This window comes from Francisella salina, from assembly GCF_000219045.1.
Classification (GTDB): domain Bacteria; phylum Pseudomonadota; class Gammaproteobacteria; order Francisellales; family Francisellaceae; genus Francisella; species Francisella salimarina.
Genome location: NC_015696.1, coordinates 370,762 through 392,212, shown reverse-complemented (window position 1 = coordinate 392,212; position 21,451 = coordinate 370,762). Strand labels below are relative to the sequence as shown.

The following is a 21,451-nucleotide window of genomic DNA, read 5'->3' as shown; positions in this document are numbered from 1 at the left end:
AAAATGGATTTTTTAACAAGTCTTAACTTTTTAGATATTCTTATAATAATCTTTATTTTTATACTAAGTCTTTTTGCAGCTGTGAAAGGATTATTCAAAAATATTGTGTTATTTATTCTTATGATATTTGCCGTAGTATTAGCAGGTATACTTGCTCAAAAAATACAAAACGCATACCTTAACTCTCTGATCACAGACAACAATACCTCCTATATAACTTCATTTATATTAGTTCTAGTCTGCGCATACTTAATCATATTTGGTGTAATGAAAGTATTTATGCGCAATAACAAAGAAAAAGAGAGTTTATCAAATACGCTTTTAGCATTTTTTATAGCTTTAGTACGTTTTAGCTTTATATTTGCAATCGCTTGCTCAACTCTCAACTCTATTGATTATGTAAAAAACTCTTCTTTATGGGAAAATTCGGTTATAGCTAAACCTCTAATTAAGTTTGGTGACTACGCTTTTAATACTAAAGTAAAAATGCAAGAAACTAACTTCAAAGATTATGTACCAAAACAAGTTGCTGGAGGAGATTAATTTTCATTTTTTAATTGTCTAGTCATAAGTTGTCTAACCATATCTTTTGGATCTACATTCTCATATAAAACTCTATAAGTAGCAAAGACCAAAGGCATATCTACTCCATGCTTTTGAGCAAGCTTATACACTGCTATAGCAGTAGAATATCCTTCTACGACATTATTTACCTTAAGCAAAGACTCTTCTATAGACATACCTTGACCTAGGTAATATCCAAATCTACGATTACGCGATTGATTGTCTGAACAAGTAAGCAACAAATCACCAAGACAGCTCAAGCCCATAAATGTTTCAACATCTGCTCCAAGCTTAAGTCCTAATTTTTTAATTTCTGCTAGACCTCTTGTAATTAGTGCTGCATGAGCATTAACACCAAAATCCATACCAGCAGCAGTACCTGCGGCAATAGCTAAAACATTCTTAACAGCACCACCAACCTGAGCACCGATAATATCAGTAGTTGTATAACACCTAAAATTTTCATTGCTGAAAAGCTTTTGTGTATATTTAGCGTACTCAATATTTTTAGATGCTACTACAACAGCTGTCGGAAGTTTATTAGCTACCTCTTTGGCAAAACTTGGACCTGTTAATAAGGCGAATTTTGTATTTGGTATAATATCTTCTGCTATTTCACTCAATAGAGCATAGGTATCATGACAAAACCCTTTCGTAGCACTAATAATATTTTGATTAGGCAGCATACAGTCTTTTAGCTCAAAAATAATCTTTTTAAAGCCTGAGCTTGGAGTAGCGACTAATATGTCATCGAAATCATCAATACTAGCCTTCCAGTCTTGTATAGCTGTTAAAGTATCTGGGAATTTTTCTATACTTGGTAAATATTTTTGGTTATTACCTTCTGCGAGCATTTGATCGTTATGCCCTGCTTTCCAAGAGTTAATTCTTACTTCATGGCCTTTATAAGCTAACTGCAATGCCAGTGCAGTACCCCAAGCACCAGCCCCTAATATAAGTATATTTTTTTTCATATTAGTCTCTATCAATTATGTTTCACTTTCTACTGAATATATTGTAACATTTGCGTCTAATAAAAAAGTATAGTTCGTGGCCAAATATTTAATGAGACAACTACTAGCAGATCTTAAAGAAGTTATTATTCAAAATAATCTAGTAATAAAAATTACCCTTCTTTGCTCAATTACTGCATACGCATACTTTATAGCATCTTGGACAATATCTATTGATACCGAGCTTGCAACATACGGTTTAGGTAATAGTAAGTATCTATACCCATTAGATGTACAATTTTTAAGGCTTGGAAGACCTATACTTAGTTTAATAGTTTCGATAATTGGAACAGTACCAATTCCTTACTTTAATTCAATATTGGCTTTAGGTTTTATCTTCTGCTCTTATATAGTCTGGATAGCAATACTCAATAACATTAGCAACAATAAACTATCAACAATCATCTTCGGATTGTTTTACCTTATATCTCCGGTATATATTTTTCAACTGAATTTCGTTAACCAAAGTATAGAAATAGGACTAGGTTTTTTATTAAGCTCGCTATCAGTATATTTTTTAGCACAACTTTTCCAAAAAGAAAATTGGCTTACTAATATACTACTTAGTAGTCTTATGATATATTTTGCTCTGGGTATATATCAATCTTTTATAGTTTACTATATAGAAGGTATGATAACTGTGTTGATATTAAACTCCATCAAAAAAAATCTGACTCCTAAAGAGGTAGCTAGCTTTTTTATTATTCCATTTTCGTGGCTATAATTGCCTTAGTGCTATATTTTATTACAACGCATATATCTTACTTTTTTGTTGGTAAGTCAAATTACCTTACTAATTTTTACGATGGTTGGCATACTACTAACTTAGCAAATCAATTAAGTCTATTATTTAGATATATACTAAACACACTAGATTCAAGCCTTACAATTAGTTACGGCTTATGCTATATCATACTATTAGCATTGATGTTCAAACTTAAAAAACTTGATAGTTTTATAGTTTTAATTGGTATTATTACACCCCTATTACTCCCAATAATCCTTATATCGCCATTGCCATTAAGAATTTTATTTACTATACCACTTAGTATAGCGATGCTAGCGAGTGTTTGTTTTGAAGTATTTAGAAGAAAAAAACTTATATTAATAGTAGCCATAATAATAGCTTTAATAAACTTCAAACAAATATGTCTCTTGACTTACAGTAAAAATATGACACAAGCATATAACTCTAAATTCTTTATACCAAAACATCTATGATAAAATAGGCACAAAAATATATAATACGGCAATCATTTTCATCGCCTCAAAGCATATTGACAATAGTTACTTTATAAAAACAACTATAAACCAACCCTTTTACTTAAATAGCAATCTTGATTTATTTAGCAGTATATTTCCTGATAGCTCATGGCAAGAAAGTAATCTAAACCATAGAGTTTATTACTTTCTCCACTGGCTGAATGACTACTACAAAATGCCTACAGAGAAGCAAATTGATATAGCTAAAAAAATATCAACAAACTTACCAGTATACCCTCAACAAGGCTCTATTATTAAAAATGGTAATAGTATTATTATTAAGCTCAGCAATTAAAAACAATACTTTCTTGTATATAGATTATGACTAATTTCTCTTTTGTACTCTATAGTTGTTAAACTGTAAACACCCATATATTATAATTTTCTGTTATCAAAATTATAAATTTAATATATTTAACTTTATAAGAATATACTGGGATAATACACACATCAAATATTAGAAAGTATTTTAGGTAATAAAAATGAAAAAATTTATGTTTGCGGCAGCATCAATTTTTAGTATTATTTCGGTATCTAATGCTAATAACTTACATCAGATAAATAGTTTTTCATCTAAGTCATTTCCAGCACCTGTAATAATATTGGCAGAGTAAAAGCTACTATTTAAGTTGTGCTATTGCTATAAAAGCGATTTTTATATCTCTTGCAATAACTGATTTAGCTACTTTATGGATGGCAATAGCTGCTGATATGGGAGCTACTCTGATTATAATTATAAATTCACTCAGATTACTAAAATAAGCTAAATATCATATCTCATCCACAATGGTAGAAAACGCTTAATATCATTCATAAATTTAAATAAACCAACATTTAGCTCAGCATTACCATTAGGATCTGTTACTTTGCGTGGAAATGCTATGCCCGCACCGAAAAGTCCTGGCGCTATAATTCCCGTTGTAGGATCATAAACTCTAGCATCCATATTCTCTACACAAGGTATTCTTTGATCAAAGCCAACTGCATAAATAACCTTATTATACTCATGTAAATGCTTATTTATCTCTTCATTAGTTGATAAATATCTTTTGACTCGACTATCTAAATTTTGGGAGATATTTGCTCTAACCCATTTAGCTGTCTCACCTTTTAAACCTGAATTATCGTACAGAATCCAATCTCCCATATTGATAGCATATCTCAATGGTTGACGATAGAAATTAGCCACATCTTCAACATCAAGCTCAATTAAATTTCTAATGATTATCATTGCCGAATGAGATGAACCAAAAACTGCAACTCTATCACCCTCAATAAGCTCTTCTTTCAGTTTACTTGGAGATAATGCTGTAGCAAGATCAATTTCTTTTGTAGTTTCAGGATTATGAATATTCAAAGTTTTAGGTATAGAACCTGTTGCTAAAACAACTTTCTCAGCCATATAATTTTCTCTTGCACCATACAGATTCCATACACCTTGGGCTACTTTCATTTCTGCTATAGTATCTAAACTATAATCAACTTTTTGAAGTAGATTATCAGTAACGTATTGCAAAGGTTCTGCAACATCTTTTAACTGTAAAAATCCTTGTTTATCATAATTTTCTAGGACAAATTTTTGTAATCTTTTTTCAAACTCAAAAGATTTTATATCATTCAGAAATCTCAAGAATAACTCTACTGTTGTATTACTACTAACTTCGCCCCATTTTTTACCAAGATCACCAACACCGAAATTCGGATCAATCCAAAGTATATTTTTTGCATTTATACCACTGTCTAATAATTGTCCGATAGTTGCCATACCAGCAGGACCAGCACCTACCACTGCCCACTTATATTTTATAAAGCTTTCCATAATTAACCTAATTTATTTGCCTAAGACATATTATACTCAATCATCAATATACTGTCTTAATAAATCTTATCTATATTGAATATCAGAAAATCTTATAATAAAATTTTGTAATATAAGTATTACTAAAATATAAATATGCGAATCACATTAAAACAGTTACAAGTATTTGTAAATACAGCTAAGTCAGAATCCATTAGTGTTGGTGCTGAAAAATGTTTCATCTCACAAGCAGCCGCAAGTATGTCTCTATCTCAACTTGAAAACATGCTTGATACAACATTATTTGATCGTGTTGGTAAAAGAATGAAACTAAATGATAATGGTAAAAACCTACTAGCAAAGGCTATTAAAATTTTAGATGAAATTGAAGAGTTTGAATCATTTAGCTTAAATAGCACTCAATTATCTGGGAAAATAGTTATTGGTGCTAGTACCACAATAGCCAATTATGTATTACCAAAATATGTAGCAATGTTTAGAAAGTTACATCCAGATACAGATTTTGAGATTATCTCAGGTAATACAAAAGAAATTATAAATAGCGTTGAGTCACTAAACTGTGATGTAGGCTTTGTCGAAGGCGAATGTAATAGTAAAACATTAGAGACTTACCTTTGGACAAAAGATAGTCTAAAAATAATTTGTCGTATTGACCACCCATTAACTAAGAAAAAAAATATTAAGATAAAAGATCTTTTAGATTATGAGTGGGCAATGAGAGAACAAGGATCTGGAACATTTGAAATATTTTTTAATGCTCTTGAAGATAAAGTATCAAGTATAAAAAAAGCTATAACTCTGCGTAGCTCAGAAGCAATAAAACAGTATATTGCATATAGTGATTGCCTGGCTTGTATATCCGAGGTAATTACAACCCAAGCTTTAGATACTGCTAAATATTATATACTTGAAACTAAAGAACTCGATCTGTCTAGAAACTTCTACAAATTATTACATGAGAAAAAATATCACACCGCTTTAACACAAGCTTTTTGTAAATTCATAGAAGATGATATCAAATAGCTAAGATAAAACTTGAAAATTTTAGACTTTGGAGTCATCTTTACATAGGTAACACAAATTCAAATAAATGGAGATAATATGTCTATAGGGATAATACTACTGATAATAATAGCTATAGCCGCTGTATATATAGTTATGACTTACAACAAACTAATAGCAGAGATCGAAACAGTCAAAAACTCTGAAAAACAAATCGATGTACAACTTGATCGCAGAGCCAAAGTATTTGACTCATTAGTAAATGTTGTTAAAAAATATATGGACTACGAACAAACAACACTAAAGCAAGTTGTAGCACTAAGAAACCAAGCTAATTTAGCTAAAGCAAATGGCGATATTCAAGAAAGAATAAATGCTGAAAATCAGATCTCTGATCTAGCAAAAGGTATAAATGTTCAATTTGAGAACTATCCAGAATTAAAAGCTAATCAAAACGTAATTCAGTTACAAGAGGAAATTACATCTACTGAAAATAAATTAGCTTTTGCTAAACAAGCTCTTAATGACTCAATAGAAAGATACAATGCTCATAAAAAATCCTTCTTTGCTGGGATGGTAGTTAATATCTTCAAGAAGCTAAATGAAGAATTTGTATACTGGAATATCTCAGAAGAGAAAAAACAACAACTAGAAGACTCTAGAGTGGAACTATAAGATGTCAAATACTGATAATCTAAAATATGGATCTGTTAACTGGCGTGAAGTTGTTCGTAAAAATACTTATCGCACATATTTTGTCATAGCAACATTCCTAATTGTTTTTTTTCTGCTAGGAATTTTTGTTGATACCTTTTGGCGATATGGTGAGTTTGCGAATGCTTACTATAGTAAATATGGTATTGAGCTACCTATATCAAAAGTATTTTATGCATTAGCAACATTTCAAATACCTCCTTACGCTACTATGATCATATCTGCTATAGCAGTAATTTGGATATTCATCACTTTTAGTATGTATGACAAAATTATGCTATCTGGCACTGAATATCATGAGGTTTCAGCAGATAACCAAGATCCTTTAGCTCGTCGTGTATATAATGTTGTTGAAGAAATGAAAGTAGCTGCGGGTATGCGATATATGCCAAAGGTTTTTTTAATTGACGCCAATTATATGAATGCTTTTGCATCAGGTTACTCTGAAAAGTCCGCAATGGTTGCTATCACAACAAAACTTGCAAATGCTCTTAACCGTGATGAGCTACAAGCTGTTATGGCGCATGAGTTAACTCATATTAGAAATCAAGATATTAAGCTCAACTTATTCACTATGGTTTTATCCAATATGATGCTTATTATTATGGATTTCTTATTTTACTCAGCTCTTTTCTCAGGAAACAATAATAATAGCAACAGCAATAATCGTAACAATAATGCTGCCGTATTTTTTATCATTATTATGATTTTAAGATATGTGTTACAAATTTTCACAATATTTATGATGCTATTCTTGAGTCGTACAAGAGAGTATATGGCAGATGCTGGAGCAGTTGAGCTAATGCGTACAAATGTACCAATGGCAAATGCTCTACTAAAGATTGCTGGCGATAGTAAAACAGCAGAAGCTCAATATAGCTATAAGCATAATAAAAATGAAAATCTCCGTCGTGCGTCATATATCTTTGATCCACTAAGTGCTGGTATAGGCAGTGGAGATATGTCTGATATGTTCTCTACTCATCCATCTATCGAAAAAAGACTTGCTTCGATTGGAGTCAAATCCAAGTAAAACAAAAACTATCCTTTAATATTTTTTTAATCTATTTTCACCTAAAAATAAGATATAATAATAAGACATACAAACAAACTACTCCTCTATATGAATATAAAAACTCAACATAATGGTTTTACTATAGTTGAGTTAATTATAACTATAGCAATAATTACTATCTTAGCAACTCTTGGTTATGCAACATACTCTGACTACATAATTAAGACAAAAATAGCTACTGAAGTGTCTGTATTAACAGCACGCGCAAAAGAAATATGGGACTTTAAAAAAAGATAATAAAAACTTTTACCTTGAAGGTGATTACTCTGAAGTTAATGAGTATGCAGCTCTTACGAAAAATATCGGTACAGCTGGGGGAAGTGGCATAGTAAATGGATATGCTGAGATTATGGTACGCCCAGAAAGTGTACCAACAGATATGGTAAGATGGAGGTGTGTAGTTGCAGGCAATACTCTAAATGAATCTAACATACCTGAGCATTGTATACTTGGTGATGCTACGTTCTTTAGGATACTTAAAGAAAATAATATGATTTTTAGTGAAGATAGCTTCCAATACGATGAAACAACAGTAGATGATGATTGGGGTAAGGTTGATACAGGCAGTGACTTCCTTGGAAAATGGTATATAACTGGTGGTGATGAGCAAATAGAAATTTGGAATAATTTTGATAATATTGATGATATCCGACCAAATGTTGCTGAGCTTGACGGCGATAGGAATGAGATTGTTGACTTTTCTCATGATTTAGCATCAAAAGGTTTTGATAGTATGCAAATGTCATTTGATTTTTACTCTAGAACTGGTGATGACTCAAGTAACTTTGAAGTTTATTTAGGTGATGAGCTTGTCTATACACATGATAGCTTCTCTAAAGGTTGGCAAACAATTGACATAGATTTACAAAATACTAGTGCTTCAGGTAAGACCTTAACACTAAGAGAGTCCGGAAAAGATGATAGTTACGGTGCACTAATAGATTTAGAATCAATTAGAGTGACTCCTAACAAAATCACCTAAAGTTCTAAAGCTTGGAGCTATAAATTTAGTAACAAATATATTATAATTCCTATTTATATTGTTATTCTTATACAATTCAAACATTAAGTCTAAAATTTAATAACTAAGAGAAATAAATGTCAGAGCAAGAACCACGTAAAAAACTTTCTTTAGGTAGTAGAAAAAAGCTATCAGTAAACAGAACTTCTAGTCTAAGCACAAACCTCAAAACTAGACTACAAGCCAAAAAAGAAGATAATATTCAAAACTTTTTTAATAACGCTGATAAAGAGCTTCGTGAATTATATCAACAAAGACAGACATTAGAAGACCAAATTAAACAAATTGAGCAAAGACTTCTTTTTGCAAAAAGTGAACCATTACAAGAATTTCTATTTGAATTGAAAACAAAAGATTTTGCATTACTGGCAAAGATAAATTCTCATATAAATACTCTTTAAGATTTTATTTTATAAGAATTATGCTTATTAAGAACTAGAATATACTTTCAAATATTTCTTTAATACCTTTTTTAGCAAGACCTAGCATTTTAGCAAATTCTTCTTCTGAGAAGTTTTTGCCTTCTGCTGTACCTTGAATCTCAATCATACCACCATTTGAATTCATAACTACATTCATATCTGTTTCAGCATTAGAGTCTTCATCATAATCTAAATCAAGTACAGGCTCATTATTGTAAATACCTACAGATATTGCAGCAACCTGAGACATTAATGGATTAGTTTGTTCATCAAGCATACCATTTTGCTTCATATAATCTATAGCATCCCTGATAGCTAATGATGCTCCAGTAATAGATGCTGTACGCGTGCCGCCATCTGCTTGGATTACATCACAGTCAACTTTGATAGTATTCTCACCTATCTTTGTTAAGTCAACACTTGCGCGTAATGCTCTACCAATTAGCCTTTGGATTTCTTGTGTTCTACCAGATTGCTTACCTCTAGCAGCCTCTCTATCCATACGAGTATGAGTTGAACGCGGTAACATACCATACTCAGCAGTTAACCACCCCTCACCAGAATCTTTTTTGAATCTTGGTACACCAGCAACTACAGAAGCTGTACATAAAACTTTAGTATCACCAAATTCTATTAAAACTGAACCTTCAGCATGTTTCGTAAAATTATGTGTAACTTTTAAAGTACGTAATTGATCGTTATTTCTTCCACTTGGACGCATTTTGGAACCCTTTTAATTAAATTCATAAGTATTAAGTGTATAATTATACAAATCGATATTAAAATAAGAAACCTTAAGTTTAAGGTATTTCTGATATATGAATATTATTAACAAACAAAATTTATCAAAAGTAGAAAGATACTGGCTTAATGATGCAAAAAACTTAGTTACAAGCCTATCAAAAGGCTATGGTGAAATTATATTAGATAAGATCTCTCAGTGTTTTACAAATGTTAATCAGTTAGAAGCATCACTATTAGATATTAAGTCTGCATTAGTACGGCAAATAACTCTTTCAAGTATCAATGAAACATTAATTTTTGCTAGGACAATTATTCCCTGTGATACTTATGATTTTTTTTCACAAGAAGTTGATAATCTTGGTACAAAACCAATTGGCGATAATCTACTTTTTGAAAAATCTAAATTTACTCGTGATGAATTTATAATCCGTAAATTATCTAGTGATGATTTTTATCAAGAAACAAGTAGGCATATTCAGCAAGAGATCTTTTCTCGTAGTTCAATATTTACATACAAAGATAATCAAGAGCTTAAATTTTTAATTACAGAATATTTTCTAGTTTTACCGGAGTTATGTAATGCAGAGTAATACAAAATTCAAAGCATATATTATGCTAATGAGATTGCATCGCCCTATTCCAATACTGCTAATTCTTTGGCCAACTCTTACTGCACTAGTTTTGGCAAGTCATGGTATTCCAGATATTAAATATTTGATTATCTTCACTATTGGTGTGGTTGTAATGCGTACAGTGGGTTGTATTGTTAATGATATTGCAGACATAGATTTTGACAAACATGTAGAGCGTACCAATACTCGACCTTTAACCAGTGGTAAACTTAATGTCAAGAATGCATTATACTTGTGTCTAGCTCTTACGATAGTTGCTTTTATCTGTGTATTGTTTTTAAACTTATACACAATTTTATTATCATTTGTCGCCTTATTTTTAGCCGTACTTTATCCATTTTGTAAAAGATTTTTTGCAATTCCTCAATTAGTGCTTGGCTTGGCTTTTAATTTTGGTATCTTTATGGCCTTCTCTGCTACACAAAACAAAATACCTTTAGAAGCTTGGATATTTTATTTATCTACTATTTGCTGGACTATAGCTTATGATACTATCTATGCATTAGCTGATCGAGATTTTGATTTAGAAATTGGTATTAAGTCATCAGCTGTTTTATTTGGAGATAAAGTATTTAAGTACATCTTTTTATTCAATTTCATATCATTAATACTTTTGATAGCTCTAGGTATATATCTAAGCTTTAATATTATTTTTTACATAGGTGTTATTATTAGTGCTTTTTTATTTATCAGAAATTATTTCTTATACAAAAAACTAGGTATAGCTAACTGTATAAAGGCTTTTTCTGATAATCACTGGATTGGCTTGATAATATTTATCGTAGTGGTTATACAATATCTTTAGTAAAGGATTTTTTTGTGATTAAAGTTTTCTATGATGGTAAATGCGGATTATGCTCAAAAGAGATAAATCACTATAAAAATATAGCCCCAGAAAATATTTTTGAATGGATCGATATTACCGAAATATCTGAAGAAAGTCTTAACAAAGAAAATTTAGATACTCTATCTTGTCTGAAGCTATTTCATGTCAAAGATAACGAAGATAAATTTCATACTGGGGTTGATGCCTTTATCATAATATGGAGCCAATTAAACAAATGGAGAAAGTTAGCAACTATTATTAAACTACCACTAATATATAGTTTTGCTAAAATTATATATAGTCTGTTTGCGAAATGGCGTTTTAATCGTTTAACCCATTGTAAAATAAAGTAACCTAAACTGGAGAATAGATGAACTTAATAATTGGTGCGATCTTAGGTTTTATATCAGTAGCTTTTGGTGCTTACGCAGAACATGGTTTAAAATCACAAATTTCAGCTGAACATTTTGAATTTATAATGACAGCTATACGTTATAATCAAATCTATGCTATCGTAATTAGCGGTATTGGTATAGCTCTTTTAAGTAGTAAGAGCTTATCACGATGTTTAACTCTTAAACTAAGCAACTTATTTTTTATAGTTGGTACAATATTATTTAGTTTTAGTATTTATATTTCTGTGGTTTATAATATACCTATTATTTTGAAGCTAGCACCATTAGGTGGTACCACACTGATGATAGGCTGGCTAATGCTAATTTTAGCTGCTGTTTTTTTGAAGAAGAACCTAAAGAGAAACTTATGAAGAGATATATAATTACACTAGCATTATGTATATTTGTATTATCGGATACTGGCTTTGCAGATACCAAAGATAATCAAGGATATATAGTCAAACTTTACTTTGGCAGAACTATGAAAGATGATAAAGATAATATCTCTTACGTTTCAGATAAGATGTTCAAAAATTTTGAGAACAAATACATAACACCCGCTTTCCCTGATGGCTATACTGAAAATGATGCTAGAGGCTATTGGCGTAGCCCAACAGGAACTACGTATAGTGAAAAAACAAAAGTTGTCACAATACTTGCAGATGATAAATCAAAACAACTTGAACAAAAAGTAAACAATCTAGTCAATGTCTACGAGAAAACATATCATCAAGAAAGTGTCTTAGTAACGTACACAAAGACAGATTATTCTTTTATTTAAAACTGGCGGAGAGGAAGAGATTCGAACTCTCGATAGTCGTTAAACTATACACGCTTTCCAGGCGTGCTCCTTCAACCACTCGGACACCTCTCCAAAGAGATATTAAGTATACAGCAAAAGCTTATATTTTCAACTTTTAGATAACCATTACACCACCAGAAACAAACATCAAAACTATGAATAAATTCTTTAGAAGCTTTGGAGAAATTATCCCTAAATAATTAACTGCCAAAAGACTACCTGCCAATGCAAATATACCCGATGATACTAACAATGGAATATTTAGATATCCAAGTGTTGATGGTACATTAACACTAATTCCATAAGTAAGCACAAATGCTGCAATTGATGAGTTTATAAGCACACAGACACTAGTTATAGCTATAGCTTTTTTGATATCAGTACCAATCTTTATAAAAAACATTGTTGCAAAGGTTGTTGAACTTGCCAAAACACTCAAAATACCACAAAATCCAAAAATACTATATCTAGCACTTCTGGGTAATTTAACAACCTTATTATCATTGTGCAATATCATCCAGATACCACTTCCAAATAACAATATTGCAAAGACTATTTTCAAAAGATCTGTATTTATATGTTTTGCAACTATTGAGCCTACTAGCGCCCCTATAGATAAATATACTAAATAATACTTTAACTCTCCCAAGTGTATATTACCTTTACGATAGTGTTTGTATGTTGCTATAGAACTTAAAAATATAGACATCCCACAACAAGTTGCTATAGCTATTTGCATAGCAAAGTCAGCTCCATAAGTATGTACAATTATAAAATAAAAAGCTGGAACAGCTATCAAACCTGCTCCTCCACCAAGTAGCGTAGAAATAAAACTAGCTACAAAACCAACAATTGCTCCTAATATGATTAACATTATTTTTTTCCTATGATTATTTAAGATAGTTATAGACAGTAGCTCGACTAATATTTAGTGCGTTTGCAATGTATTTACTTGCATTCTTACCATCTAGTGCGCCTTGTTGTTTAAGTTCTAAAATCAAGTTTTTCTTTTGATCCCTTGTTAAATTATCAATTGATAAATTATTATCTATACAATATCTCTGCACAAAATTGTTAATTTTTTCATAAAGAGTATCTCTGAAAAGGCTCTGTTGTTGCTGCGACATTTGCATATTGTTATTATTTAGAAATACGTTTATTAAATTTTGATATCTATCAAACACAGAAATATCTAAATTTATGCATAATGTCCCTATAACATCATTTGTTGAGCTTTTAATTACAGTGATAATGCATTTCATTTTCCGCCCGTCATAATTTATTTTATCGTACGGCCCTATTACAAAATCATCGTAAGCATCTAAATCTATATGATTTAAATATGATATATCTCCAACTTCTCTTTTAGAGATAGGATTAAAAATCGCAACTATCTTGTTCTTAGATAAATCATGAATTACAACTTCTGCAAAAGGATGCAAAAGCCTACTTATAGCTTCCGCGACATTTATAAATTTTTCTAACTCAGGATTCATTTTGATATCTAAAACCATTTTTTAGATATATTAGTCTATTTTAGACTTTTTTGTCAACAAAATATTTTAAGAAGATTTAAACTTAGTACTGCGACATATATTTATAAAGTTAACAATTATAGGTCCAATAATATTCTGCCAAATTGCATAAAAAGTTGCAGCAATAGCTGCTTGATTACCAAAGAAGGTCAAAGCTATTACAATCCCTAAACCAACATCTAATATACTAAACTCAAATAGCAAAGCTAATCTACTATCAGAATCTAGACCCAAAACTTTACCTATTAAATATCCAAACACATTAGCAAATATACTAAGGATTATAACGCTTAAAATAATATCTAAAGGTACAAGTATAATAGCCTCTTTATTTAAAGCTGTTACAACCATTACTATTAGCATAATCAAGAGGATTGGAATACTAAAGATTTTCTTTAAAGTTGAATCATTTAGTTTAGTAAATTTACTAATTAAAATTCCTAAAACTATCGGTAAGATAACTATTATTGCCATTGTTTCAAACATACCAAACCAGTCTAACTCAATACTCTTCGCAAAGAAAAAATAGATGATTAGTGGCATAACTATTGGTGCTAACAATGTTGTTAAGAAAGTTAAACTAACAGTAAGTGAAATATTTGCTCTAGCTAATAAAGCCATAACTCCTGAAGCCGTGCCTCCTGGACAAGCGCCAACAATAACTAGACCTATCAATGCGGTTAAACTCAACCCAAAAAGCTTACCAATTATAAAAGCAGCTATTGATGTAACAGTTAATTTCAAAAACAAAATAACAAGTAGCTTTCCCTTGAGGTTAGCGACTTTTACAAAATCTTTTGGTTGTAGATGAAGTCCAATTACCAACATAATAGTAGCTAACAAATAAGTAATATATGGCTTTAATGGTATAAATATGTAAGGTACTGATATAGCTAAAAGAACTCCTAGTATCACTATAATTGCAAAATATTTCTGGATAAAATTCATTTTTATGGTTATTAACTATATTATTTAAAATTATTTTACATACTAAATTAAATATAAGAATAGATTGTTATCTTTTATAGCAATTAAAATAAGAAATAGGCTTGGAGAACGTTAATTGAATATTTTCAGATAAGATTTATTTTTTATTTTTTGCTCTCCGACATCTTTCAGAGCGGTATTTTACTTCATCCCATACTTTTGCCCATTTCTTACGCCAAGTAAATGGTAAACCACATACTACACAAACCTTCGTAGGCAAATGCTGTTTTTTCATATACCTAACTCCTCAAGAAACTTTTTACTATCTTGTCTAATTAGTTCTTTCTTCTCATTAGTCATCTTTTCATAAGATTTATAAATCATTGCCAAGCGTGGGTTATTAGCGAGCTTTGATTTATTTCTAGCTAAGAAATCCCAATATAAGTAATTAAATGGACAAGCACCACCTCCATTTTTCTCACTGACTTTATAACTACAATTATCACAATAGTTTGACATTTTTTTGATATAGCTCCCACTAGCAGCATAGGGTTTACTTGCAAAATACCCACCATCTGCAAAAAGTACCATTCCTGATACATTTGGTAACTCAACCCACTCATAGGCATCTGCATATACTAACAAATACCATTCATTGACACACTTAGGATCAATTCCAGCTAACAATGCAAAATTTCCCAAAACCATTAGTCTTTGAATATGGTGCGCATAAGCATTCTCTTTAGTTTCTTTGACACACTGATGAAGACAATTCATCTTAGTCTCAGTGTCCCAATAGAAGCTTGGTAATTTACGCGTTGCTTCAAGATAGTTCATATCGCGATAGTCTGGCATTTTTAACCAATAAACACCGCGTACAAACTCTCGCCAACCAAGAACTTGACGGATAAAACCCTCAACAGCATTTAAAGGAGCATTGTCATTATAATATGCTTTTTCAGCAGCCTTGATACACTCCATAGGTAATAGCAGGCCACTATTAATATACATAGAAATATGTGAATGATACATCCATGCCTGCCCCTCAAGCATTGCATCTTGATAATCTCCAAAATCACTAAGTCTTTCTTTAACAAATAAATCTAGTGCTTCGAGCGCCTGCTCTCTAGTAACAGCATAATTAAATGGCTCAATATCTCCAAAATTATCAGCAAATGTTCTCTCGACTAACTTAATTACTCGCTTAGTTATATCATCTGCTGTACTTTTATATGGTTTTGGGATTTGCATATCAGAAGTTGGTGTTTTACGGTTTTGACTATCATAATTCCACTGTCCACCTTCTGGCTTGCCATCATTATCAAGCAAAATATTATGTTTAGTACGCATATAACGATAGAAATATTCCATGCGTATTTGCTTATAGTTTTTTGACCACTTTGCAAACTCATCAATTGGCGCTAAGAATCTATCATCTGTAAGTATTTCAACATCTATAGAGAAATCTTTCTGCCAACTTTGAATATCTTTTAATACACGATATTCACCTGGCTCAGTTACAATAAGCTTTTGTATACCAAGCTTTTTAACAACCTTCTCAACTTCACTATAAAATGAACCAGTATTCTTTGGATCATCTAATTTTGTATAGCAAACCTTATAACCTAATTTATGCAACTGCAGTGCAAAATGACGCATCGCTGAGAAAATATATACAAGCTTCTTTTTATGATGTTTAACATAACTAGCCTCTTGCATAACTTCACACATCATCACAACATCATTTGTCTTATCACAATCTTTCAAGCTAGAAATACTCTGCGAAAGTTGATCTCCTAGAATCAATCGTAAAGTCCTCATCAAAATAACTCTCCTTGAATATTCTCTACCTTTTGTTGTTTAGATTTGATTTCTCTGAGCGTTTTCCTACTAGCGTGTTTTTTAACAATATTTTTAGTTTCTTGACTATTCTTTGAGTCTTTTCTAATCTTATAAATATTATCTGCTGCAAATTTCCGTGCTTGTTTCTCATCAATGATTGGGTCTGGATAATCTATAGCATTATGTTTTTCTAACCATGGAGTATGAATATTTTCATTACTTACATTTTCTAGCTCAGGTATCCATCTTTTGATAAATTCGCCATCAGGATCTTGGTCAATGCTTTGCTTAATAGGATTGTAAATACGAATACTGTTTATACCTGTAGTCCCAGATTGCATTTGTACTTGTGAGTAATGAATGCCTGGTTCATAATCAGTAAATAATCTTGCCAAATATATCGATGTAACACGCCAATCTAACCACAAATGATAGCTTGCAAAACTCATGAGCATTGCACGCATACGAAAGTTTAACCACCCTGTTGCAATCAATGCTCGCATACATGCATCTATCATCGGGAAACCAGTATTACCAGTTTTCCATGCCTCAAAATATTGCTTATTTAGCGGCTCTGTGCGTAGTTGATCATAGGCTGAATGCAAATTTTCATATTCAATATTTGGTTGATCCTCTAACTTCTGCATAAAGTGACAATGCCAGCGTAGACGCGATAAAAATGAACGCATTGCGCTTAACCATTTTGTTTTATTTTTTATACTACTAGCTTTGATTTCATTTTTACGCTGACTAGCTAACTGATACACCTCTCGAATTGAAATAGCTCCAAAAGCTATATATGGCGACAATCTGGAACAACTTTTAAAAGCTGTCACCGGAGAAGACATCTCTTTAGTATAACCACAACCTCTTTGATACAAGAAACTATCAAGGATTCTAAGTGCGCGAACCCGACCACCTTTTTGCCGTTTATAGCCATTATCATACTCTATACCAAGACTTCCAGCCGTAGGTATTTTAGTTTGATTTTCACAAATAAATTTAAGTTTATTAGGTGCTTCAACGATCTTCTCGCTCATGCGTTTATGCCATACTAAAGCCCATTTATCTCTATCAGCTAAACAACGAACTACACCGTTTTGATATGGTTGATGCCATGTAATATCATTCTGTTTAAAAAACTTCTCAAGCTTAATATCACGCTGATATGTCCAATTATTCCAAGTTTCTTGATGCGACCAAACACTCTTGATATGATATTTTTGTATTAACTGCTCAAAAACCTCGACAGCATTACCAACCATTATAATTAAAGGTTGTCCTAATCTCGTAAGCTCAGTATTTAAGTCTTCTAAACATTCTAACAGAAACAAATATTGCCTATGACTCATATCAGGCTGTTGCCAAAGCTCAGGCTCAATTATATATATTGGTAAAACATCTCCTTTTGTAGCTGCCTGTGTTAAGGCTAAATTATCATCTATGCGTAAATCACGCTTAAACCAGACTACTTGCATTTGTATGATTTAGCTTTTTTTGATGTTTTGCAGCTCGGCCCGATACTCTTTTACGCCAAAGTCTAAAGCTATTTGGCTTAAGATTATTTCGCATGATTTTTATAACTTGTGGTTCTGACAATCCAGTTATATTTTTGATTGCATCAAATGATGTTTTATCACACCAAGCCATTTCTATAATTTCACTGCTTGTTATACTTTTATCACTCATAAATACCTCTCAAAACTTTAACTATGGAATAATCTCTTTACCATCCCATGCAAAACATTTACCACTATCCTCCACTTTTAAACCATCTAATACTTCAACTAACTTACTAGCTGAATACTCAGGTGTAAAAAGCTTACCTTGAGGTACTCTTGCTTGAAAAGGTTCTGAAAGATGACTATTAACAGTCCCTGGATGAAGCCCAACTATTACAGCATTAGGGTTTAAGCGCTTTGCCTCAATACTTGCTGTTTTGATAAACATATTTAAAGCAGCCTTTGAGGCTCTATAAGCATACCAACCACCAAGCTGATTATCAGAGATACTACCAACTCTTGCAGAAATAGCTGCAAATACAGACTTAGTATCTTTAGCTAACTTGGGTATAAAATGCTTTGCGACCAAAGCTGGAAATATTGTATTTGCTTTAAAGAGCTCAATAAATTTGTCCGCAGATAATTCTTTTAAGCATTTTTCTGGTTTTATCTCGGAAGTATGTAGTATACCAGTAGCTACAAAAACCAGATTAATAGCTCCTGACTTATCATAAACATATTTTGCTGCTTTCTCGATTATTGCTTCATTCGAGTAATCAATATGTTCATAAACTACACCTTCTACACAATCAACTACTTTAGAATGTGAAAAAGCATATACATTAGCATTAGGATATAACTGTTTTAATCTTTTAATAACTGCACTGCCTATAGAACCTGAAGCTCCGATAACAACTAGATTACTACTCATAATACTTTCCCCAACGATGGTTTAGTATTTTAAGTATACAAATAAGATTATGGATTTTTTATATGGATAGATAAATATTAAGAAAGTTTAATATACAGAAACTAATCAGCTATTAAATCATACTCAGTAGATTCTGTAATCTCGACAGTCGCAAATTCACCAACTTTTAGATTTCTTTCTAGCGCATCGCCGATAATTACTTGTCCATCTACTTCTGGAGCATCATATTTAGTACGACCAATCGCATAATTTTCATCAAGGTTTATTGAATCGATTATAATTTTTTGCTCTGTACCAACAAAGTTTTCTAACTTATTAGCACTTATTTGAGCTTGCAGACTCATAAATTCATCTAAACGCTGTTGTTTAACCTCTTCAGAGATTAAATTATCAAGTTGATTTGCCCTTGCACCCTCTACCTCTGAGTATTTAAAACAACCAACTCTATCAAGCTGTGCCTTATCGATGAAGTCTAGTAAATGCTCAAAATCTGCTTCGGTCTCGCCTGGGAAACCTACAATGAAAGTACTTCGAATAGCTATATCTGGACAAATCTCACGCCATTTATTAATTCTATCAAGTGTCTTTTGAGTATGAGCAGGTCGTTTCATCCTTTTGAGAACATCTGGTGATGAATGCTGTAATGGCACATCAAGATATGGATTTATTTTACCCTGAGCCATCAATGGTACGATCTTATCAACATGAGGGTATGGATACACATAATGCAACCTTGTCCACATATCTAACTCACCAAGAGCTGTTGAAAGATCTAAGATATTACTTTGATATTCTTTATCATTCCAAACTCCTGATTTATATTTGATATCAACACCATAAGCAGAAGTATCCTGTGATATTACAAGTAACTCTTTAACACCAGCATTTTTAAGCTTTTCCGCTTCACGCATGATATTATCAATCGAGCGACTTTTTAACTTACCACGAATGTCTGGAATAATGCAGAATGTACAAGTATTATTACACCCTTCTGATATTTTCAAGTACGAATAATGTCTTGGAGTAAGCTTAATACCTTGTGGTGGTACTAGTGAGACAAAATCATTAGCAAATATAGGTGCATGAGTATGCACAGCTTCTATTAAGTTCTCATAATCTTGAGGCCCTGTAATACTCAGAACTTCAGGATGTTTCTCTTTGATAAGATCTGCCTTATTTCCAAGACATCCTGTTACAAGAACCTTGCCGTTCTCTGCAATTGCTTCACCAATGACCTCCAAAGACTCATCTATAGCAGAATTTAAAAATCCACAAGTATTAACGATAACCATATCAGCATTATCATAACTATCTACCAAGTCATAACCTTCGGCTTTTAGCTTAGTTATGATACGCTCAGAATCAACAAGGTTTTTTGGGCAGCCAAGACTCACAAAACCAATTTTAGGAATTTTAATCATAATATTTAATTTCAAACAAAAATTATGCGAATATTGTAGAACAATTTAATATAAAAAAATAGTTAAAGATAGAATTACAAACTTAGATATGAAAATTACTAATTAATTTGATGAATTATCTTCATCACATTTAACACCAAAATCAATTTCTGTTCTTCTATCTAGATAGTAAGCTTTCTCAGATGCTTTATACATACATGCATCATTAACACCGTCTGTACAGAACTCATCATAGAACTGAGTTGGCTCTGCAGCTGGTTTTAATTTACCATAGCTAACAACACAAATTTGGTCTTTATTTACATTTTTACCTAGTAAATAGTTGTATACAGATTCAGCACGCTTTTGACCTAGATTAAAGTTATATTTTTCACTACCTCTAGGGTCAGTATTACCTGATAACTTAATAGGCTGATCTGGATGAGCAATCAAGTAGTCAGCAGTTTTATCCAAACACTCTTTAGCATCATCAGTAATATTATAACTATCAAAACCAAAATATACTGATCTACAGTTGATATCCATAAGTTCTTTTTTCATTTGTTCTACCTGATCTGAACTCATATTATCAGAACCATATATTTGCGAAGACATCTCTAATGCTTGAGAACTATCAACACCAGAGTACTTATCTTTAATCAAATCACTATTGTCTGGTCTAGTACTAGAACAACTTGCTAACATAAGTATAGAACCTACAACAGCTACACTCATAATACTTTTTTTCATCATATTCAACTCCTGTTTTTAGCTATTTTCAAAACCTGAAACTTCATAATTACCGCCATTATCTGCATAACCTGAATAACTTGATCCATAATTCTCACCACTCTTAAGCGTACTGATAAAACCTGGACCACTAGTCTCATTTAAAGATGATCCATCTAAACTACCATTTGCATTAGCTTGCAGTGGAGGTCCCTTATACCACGCACAACCTGTAATTAACAAAGCTAAAGCTAAAACAACATAATTTTTAACTAAAACCTTCATACAAGCTC

The 21,451-nt window shown here is 31.8% G+C and carries 28 protein-coding genes and 1 tRNA gene; 14 read left to right on the top strand and 15 right to left on the bottom strand.

Translation table 11 applies throughout. The features are described from left to right. Positions 1 to 3 precede the first annotated feature (3 nt). On the top strand, positions 4 to 543 hold the full coding sequence (locus F7308_RS02030) for a CvpA family protein (protein WP_013922189.1): 540 nt from the start codon (positions 4 to 6) through the stop codon (positions 541 to 543). Here F7308_RS02030 and F7308_RS02025 read toward each other — a convergent pair. After that, on the bottom strand, positions 540 to 1,538 hold the full coding sequence (locus tag F7308_RS02025; protein WP_013922188.1) for an NAD(P)H-dependent glycerol-3-phosphate dehydrogenase: 999 nt from the start codon (positions 1,536 to 1,538) through the stop codon (positions 540 to 542). The two genes, F7308_RS02030 and F7308_RS02025, sit on opposite strands and share 4 nt — an antisense overlap. A gap of 91 nt (positions 1,539 to 1,629) precedes the next feature. Here F7308_RS02025 and F7308_RS02020 point away from each other — a divergent pair, with 91 nt between their 5' ends. Together F7308_RS02020 and F7308_RS10380 are read left to right on the top strand one after the other, a co-directional pair. Next, a complete protein-coding gene (locus tag F7308_RS02020) occupies positions 1,630 to 2,301 on the top strand; it encodes a glucosyltransferase domain-containing protein (protein WP_049775474.1) in 672 nt (223 codons plus the stop codon). A gap of 1,021 nt (positions 2,302 to 3,322) precedes the next feature. Beyond that, on the top strand, positions 3,323 to 3,454 hold the full coding sequence (locus tag F7308_RS10380) for a hypothetical protein (protein ID WP_013922184.1): 132 nt from the start codon (positions 3,323 to 3,325) through the stop codon (positions 3,452 to 3,454). Positions 3,455 to 3,603: 149 nt separating this feature from the next. Here the strand turns inward: F7308_RS10380 and F7308_RS02010 are convergent, their stop codons facing one another. Beyond that, the gene (locus tag F7308_RS02010) at positions 3,604 to 4,659 is read right to left on the bottom strand and encodes an FAD-dependent oxidoreductase (RefSeq protein WP_013922183.1); all 1,056 of its coding nucleotides are present in this window, start codon (positions 4,657 to 4,659) and stop codon (positions 3,604 to 3,606) included. A 135-nt stretch (positions 4,660 to 4,794) separates the two neighbouring features. Between F7308_RS02010 and F7308_RS02005 the strand changes: the two genes are divergently transcribed. From F7308_RS02005 to F7308_RS01980, 6 genes are all read left to right on the top strand, one after another. Continuing rightward, positions 4,795 to 5,682 carry a LysR substrate-binding domain-containing protein gene (locus tag F7308_RS02005; RefSeq protein ID WP_013922182.1) on the top strand — a complete coding sequence of 296 codons (888 nt, stop codon included), beginning with the start codon at positions 4,795 to 4,797 and terminating at the stop codon, positions 5,680 to 5,682. A 78-nt stretch (positions 5,683 to 5,760) separates the two neighbouring features. After that, positions 5,761 to 6,336 carry a LemA family protein gene (locus tag F7308_RS02000; protein ID WP_012279935.1) on the top strand — a complete coding sequence of 192 codons (576 nt, stop codon included), beginning with the start codon at positions 5,761 to 5,763 and terminating at the stop codon, positions 6,334 to 6,336. Between the two features lies 1 nt (position 6,337). After that, the gene (gene htpX / locus F7308_RS01995) at positions 6,338 to 7,408 is read left to right on the top strand and encodes a zinc metalloprotease HtpX (protein ID WP_013922181.1); all 1,071 of its coding nucleotides are present in this window, start codon (positions 6,338 to 6,340) and stop codon (positions 7,406 to 7,408) included. A 90-nt stretch (positions 7,409 to 7,498) separates the two neighbouring features. Beyond that, on the top strand, positions 7,499 to 7,687 hold the full coding sequence (locus F7308_RS10250; RefSeq protein WP_013922180.1) for a prepilin-type N-terminal cleavage/methylation domain-containing protein: 189 nt from the start codon (positions 7,499 to 7,501) through the stop codon (positions 7,685 to 7,687). 112 nt (positions 7,688 to 7,799) lie between these two features. Then, positions 7,800 to 8,432 (top strand): hypothetical protein, encoded by a 633-nt coding sequence (locus F7308_RS09990; protein ID WP_232215354.1) that lies wholly within the window; start codon positions 7,800 to 7,802, stop codon positions 8,430 to 8,432. Between the two features lie 116 nt (positions 8,433 to 8,548). Continuing rightward, positions 8,549 to 8,872 (top strand): hypothetical protein, encoded by a 324-nt coding sequence (locus F7308_RS01980; RefSeq protein ID WP_013922178.1) that lies wholly within the window; start codon positions 8,549 to 8,551, stop codon positions 8,870 to 8,872. A 34-nt stretch (positions 8,873 to 8,906) separates the two neighbouring features. Here the strand turns inward: F7308_RS01980 and rph are convergent, their stop codons facing one another. After that, entirely contained in the window at positions 8,907 to 9,614 is a 708-nt protein-coding gene (gene rph, locus F7308_RS01975; RefSeq protein ID WP_013922177.1) for a ribonuclease PH, read from the bottom strand. Positions 9,615 to 9,711: 97 nt separating this feature from the next. On the opposite strand from rph, the gene F7308_RS01970 reads away from it, so the two are divergent. The 5 genes from F7308_RS01970 to F7308_RS01950 are packed head-to-tail and all read left to right on the top strand — an operon-like array spanning position 9,712 to position 12,271. Then, positions 9,712 to 10,227: a chorismate--pyruvate lyase family protein gene (locus tag F7308_RS01970; protein WP_013922176.1), complete on the top strand. Its 516-nt coding sequence runs from the start codon at positions 9,712 to 9,714 to the stop codon at positions 10,225 to 10,227. After that, on the top strand, positions 10,217 to 11,074 hold the full coding sequence (ubiA, locus tag F7308_RS01965) for a 4-hydroxybenzoate octaprenyltransferase (RefSeq protein WP_013922175.1): 858 nt from the start codon (positions 10,217 to 10,219) through the stop codon (positions 11,072 to 11,074). Before F7308_RS01970 ends, ubiA begins: the two co-directional genes overlap by 11 nt. A gap of 14 nt (positions 11,075 to 11,088) precedes the next feature. Beyond that, entirely contained in the window at positions 11,089 to 11,448 is a 360-nt protein-coding gene (locus F7308_RS01960; RefSeq protein ID WP_013922174.1) for a thiol-disulfide oxidoreductase DCC family protein, read from the top strand. Between the two features lie 17 nt (positions 11,449 to 11,465). Beyond that, the gene (locus F7308_RS01955; RefSeq protein ID WP_013922173.1) at positions 11,466 to 11,861 is read left to right on the top strand and encodes a DUF423 domain-containing protein; all 396 of its coding nucleotides are present in this window, start codon (positions 11,466 to 11,468) and stop codon (positions 11,859 to 11,861) included. Continuing rightward, entirely contained in the window at positions 11,858 to 12,271 is a 414-nt protein-coding gene (locus tag F7308_RS01950; RefSeq protein ID WP_013922172.1) for a DUF3574 domain-containing protein, read from the top strand. The genes F7308_RS01955 and F7308_RS01950 overlap by 4 nt, the downstream gene beginning before the upstream one ends. A 3-nt stretch (positions 12,272 to 12,274) precedes the next feature. On the opposite strand, the gene F7308_RS01945 is transcribed toward F7308_RS01950, so the two are convergent. The 12 genes from F7308_RS01945 to F7308_RS01895 all read right to left on the bottom strand — a co-directional run bounded on the left by F7308_RS01945 (position 12,275) and on the right by F7308_RS01895 (position 21,443). Continuing rightward, positions 12,275 to 12,364 (bottom strand) — tRNA-Ser (locus tag F7308_RS01945). A gap of 43 nt (positions 12,365 to 12,407) precedes the next feature. Then, positions 12,408 to 13,166, bottom strand: coding sequence for a sulfite exporter TauE/SafE family protein (locus F7308_RS01940; RefSeq protein ID WP_013922171.1), 759 nt, complete (start codon positions 13,164 to 13,166; stop codon positions 12,408 to 12,410). Between the two features lie 16 nt (positions 13,167 to 13,182). Beyond that, positions 13,183 to 13,806 carry a helix-turn-helix transcriptional regulator gene (locus tag F7308_RS01935; protein ID WP_041263591.1) on the bottom strand — a complete coding sequence of 208 codons (624 nt, stop codon included), beginning with the start codon at positions 13,804 to 13,806 and terminating at the stop codon, positions 13,183 to 13,185. A gap of 48 nt (positions 13,807 to 13,854) precedes the next feature. Beyond that, the gene (locus F7308_RS01930; protein ID WP_013922169.1) at positions 13,855 to 14,775 is read right to left on the bottom strand and encodes a bile acid:sodium symporter family protein; all 921 of its coding nucleotides are present in this window, start codon (positions 14,773 to 14,775) and stop codon (positions 13,855 to 13,857) included. Positions 14,776 to 14,911: 136 nt separating this feature from the next. Continuing rightward, on the bottom strand, positions 14,912 to 15,049 hold the full coding sequence (locus F7308_RS09985; RefSeq protein WP_013922168.1) for a DUF2256 domain-containing protein: 138 nt from the start codon (positions 15,047 to 15,049) through the stop codon (positions 14,912 to 14,914). Next, positions 15,046 to 16,575, bottom strand: a complete 1,530-nt coding sequence (locus F7308_RS01925; RefSeq protein ID WP_013922167.1) for a cryptochrome/photolyase family protein — start codon at positions 16,573 to 16,575, stop codon at positions 15,046 to 15,048. Before F7308_RS01925 ends, F7308_RS09985 begins: the two co-directional genes overlap by 4 nt. Then, positions 16,575 to 18,074 (bottom strand): FAD-binding domain-containing protein, encoded by a 1,500-nt coding sequence (locus F7308_RS01920; RefSeq protein WP_013922166.1) that lies wholly within the window; start codon positions 18,072 to 18,074, stop codon positions 16,575 to 16,577. The genes F7308_RS01925 and F7308_RS01920 overlap by 1 nt, the downstream gene beginning before the upstream one ends. Continuing rightward, a complete protein-coding gene (locus tag F7308_RS01915; protein WP_041263590.1) occupies positions 18,055 to 18,285 on the bottom strand; it encodes a TIGR03643 family protein in 231 nt (76 codons plus the stop codon). Before F7308_RS01915 ends, F7308_RS01920 begins: the two co-directional genes overlap by 20 nt. Positions 18,286 to 18,306: 21 nt before the next feature. After that, positions 18,307 to 19,029 carry an SDR family NAD(P)-dependent oxidoreductase gene (locus F7308_RS01910; protein WP_013922164.1) on the bottom strand — a complete coding sequence of 241 codons (723 nt, stop codon included), beginning with the start codon at positions 19,027 to 19,029 and terminating at the stop codon, positions 18,307 to 18,309. Positions 19,030 to 19,130: 101 nt separating this feature from the next. Further along, the gene (gene rimO, locus F7308_RS01905; protein ID WP_013922163.1) at positions 19,131 to 20,450 is read right to left on the bottom strand and encodes a 30S ribosomal protein S12 methylthiotransferase RimO; all 1,320 of its coding nucleotides are present in this window, start codon (positions 20,448 to 20,450) and stop codon (positions 19,131 to 19,133) included. Between the two features lie 102 nt (positions 20,451 to 20,552). After that, entirely contained in the window at positions 20,553 to 21,182 is a 630-nt protein-coding gene (locus F7308_RS01900; protein WP_013922162.1) for an OmpA family protein, read from the bottom strand. Between the two features lie 15 nt (positions 21,183 to 21,197). Then, entirely contained in the window at positions 21,198 to 21,443 is a 246-nt protein-coding gene (locus tag F7308_RS01895) for a hypothetical protein (protein WP_013922161.1), read from the bottom strand. Positions 21,444 to 21,451: the final 8 nt, after the last annotated feature.

What these genes read in the sequence shown, in the direction of transcription:
- F7308_RS01940 (WP_013922171.1), bottom strand. Translation starts at nt 13,166, where the DNA reads ATGTTAATCATATTAGGAGCAATTGTTGGTTTTGTAGCTAGTTTTATT.
- F7308_RS01900 (WP_013922162.1), bottom strand. Translation starts at nt 21,182, where the DNA reads ATGATGAAAAAAAGTATTATGAGTGTAGCTGTTGTAGGTTCTATACTT.
- F7308_RS02030 (WP_013922189.1), top strand. Translation starts at nt 4, where the DNA reads ATGGATTTTTTAACAAGTCTTAACTTTTTAGATATTCTTATAATAATC.
- F7308_RS10380 (WP_013922184.1), top strand. Translation starts at nt 3,323, where the DNA reads ATGAAAAAATTTATGTTTGCGGCAGCATCAATTTTTAGTATTATTTCG.
- F7308_RS01915 (WP_041263590.1), bottom strand. Translation starts at nt 18,285, where the DNA reads ATGAGTGATAAAAGTATAACAAGCAGTGAAATTATAGAAATGGCTTGG.
- rimO (WP_013922163.1), bottom strand. Translation starts at nt 20,450, where the DNA reads ATGATTAAAATTCCTAAAATTGGTTTTGTGAGTCTTGGCTGCCCAAAA.
- F7308_RS09985 (WP_013922168.1), bottom strand. Translation starts at nt 15,049, where the DNA reads ATGAAAAAACAGCATTTGCCTACGAAGGTTTGTGTAGTATGTGGTTTA.
- F7308_RS01895 (WP_013922161.1), bottom strand. Translation starts at nt 21,443, where the DNA reads ATGAAGGTTTTAGTTAAAAATTATGTTGTTTTAGCTTTAGCTTTGTTA.
- F7308_RS02000 (WP_012279935.1), top strand. Translation starts at nt 5,761, where the DNA reads ATGTCTATAGGGATAATACTACTGATAATAATAGCTATAGCCGCTGTA.
- F7308_RS01910 (WP_013922164.1), bottom strand. Translation starts at nt 19,029, where the DNA reads ATGAGTAGTAATCTAGTTGTTATCGGAGCTTCAGGTTCTATAGGCAGT.
- F7308_RS02005 (WP_013922182.1), top strand. Translation starts at nt 4,795, where the DNA reads ATGCGAATCACATTAAAACAGTTACAAGTATTTGTAAATACAGCTAAG.
- F7308_RS02020 (WP_049775474.1), top strand. Translation starts at nt 1,630, where the DNA reads ATGAGACAACTACTAGCAGATCTTAAAGAAGTTATTATTCAAAATAAT.
- F7308_RS02025 (WP_013922188.1), bottom strand. Translation starts at nt 1,538, where the DNA reads ATGAAAAAAAATATACTTATATTAGGGGCTGGTGCTTGGGGTACTGCA.
- F7308_RS01925 (WP_013922167.1), bottom strand. Translation starts at nt 16,575, where the DNA reads ATGAGGACTTTACGATTGATTCTAGGAGATCAACTTTCGCAGAGTATT.
- F7308_RS02010 (WP_013922183.1), bottom strand. Translation starts at nt 4,659, where the DNA reads ATGGAAAGCTTTATAAAATATAAGTGGGCAGTGGTAGGTGCTGGTCCT.
- F7308_RS01970 (WP_013922176.1), top strand. Translation starts at nt 9,712, where the DNA reads ATGAATATTATTAACAAACAAAATTTATCAAAAGTAGAAAGATACTGG.
- F7308_RS01955 (WP_013922173.1), top strand. Translation starts at nt 11,466, where the DNA reads ATGAACTTAATAATTGGTGCGATCTTAGGTTTTATATCAGTAGCTTTT.
- F7308_RS01930 (WP_013922169.1), bottom strand. Translation starts at nt 14,775, where the DNA reads ATGAATTTTATCCAGAAATATTTTGCAATTATAGTGATACTAGGAGTT.
- F7308_RS10250 (WP_013922180.1), top strand. Translation starts at nt 7,499, where the DNA reads ATGAATATAAAAACTCAACATAATGGTTTTACTATAGTTGAGTTAATT.
- F7308_RS01950 (WP_013922172.1), top strand. Translation starts at nt 11,858, where the DNA reads ATGAAGAGATATATAATTACACTAGCATTATGTATATTTGTATTATCG.
- htpX (WP_013922181.1), top strand. Translation starts at nt 6,338, where the DNA reads ATGTCAAATACTGATAATCTAAAATATGGATCTGTTAACTGGCGTGAA.
- rph (WP_013922177.1), bottom strand. Translation starts at nt 9,614, where the DNA reads ATGCGTCCAAGTGGAAGAAATAACGATCAATTACGTACTTTAAAAGTT.
- F7308_RS01980 (WP_013922178.1), top strand. Translation starts at nt 8,549, where the DNA reads ATGTCAGAGCAAGAACCACGTAAAAAACTTTCTTTAGGTAGTAGAAAA.
- ubiA (WP_013922175.1), top strand. Translation starts at nt 10,217, where the DNA reads ATGCAGAGTAATACAAAATTCAAAGCATATATTATGCTAATGAGATTG.
- F7308_RS01920 (WP_013922166.1), bottom strand. Translation starts at nt 18,074, where the DNA reads ATGCAAGTAGTCTGGTTTAAGCGTGATTTACGCATAGATGATAATTTA.
- F7308_RS09990 (WP_232215354.1), top strand. Translation starts at nt 7,800, where the DNA reads ATGGTACGCCCAGAAAGTGTACCAACAGATATGGTAAGATGGAGGTGT.
- F7308_RS01935 (WP_041263591.1), bottom strand. Translation starts at nt 13,806, where the DNA reads ATGGTTTTAGATATCAAAATGAATCCTGAGTTAGAAAAATTTATAAAT.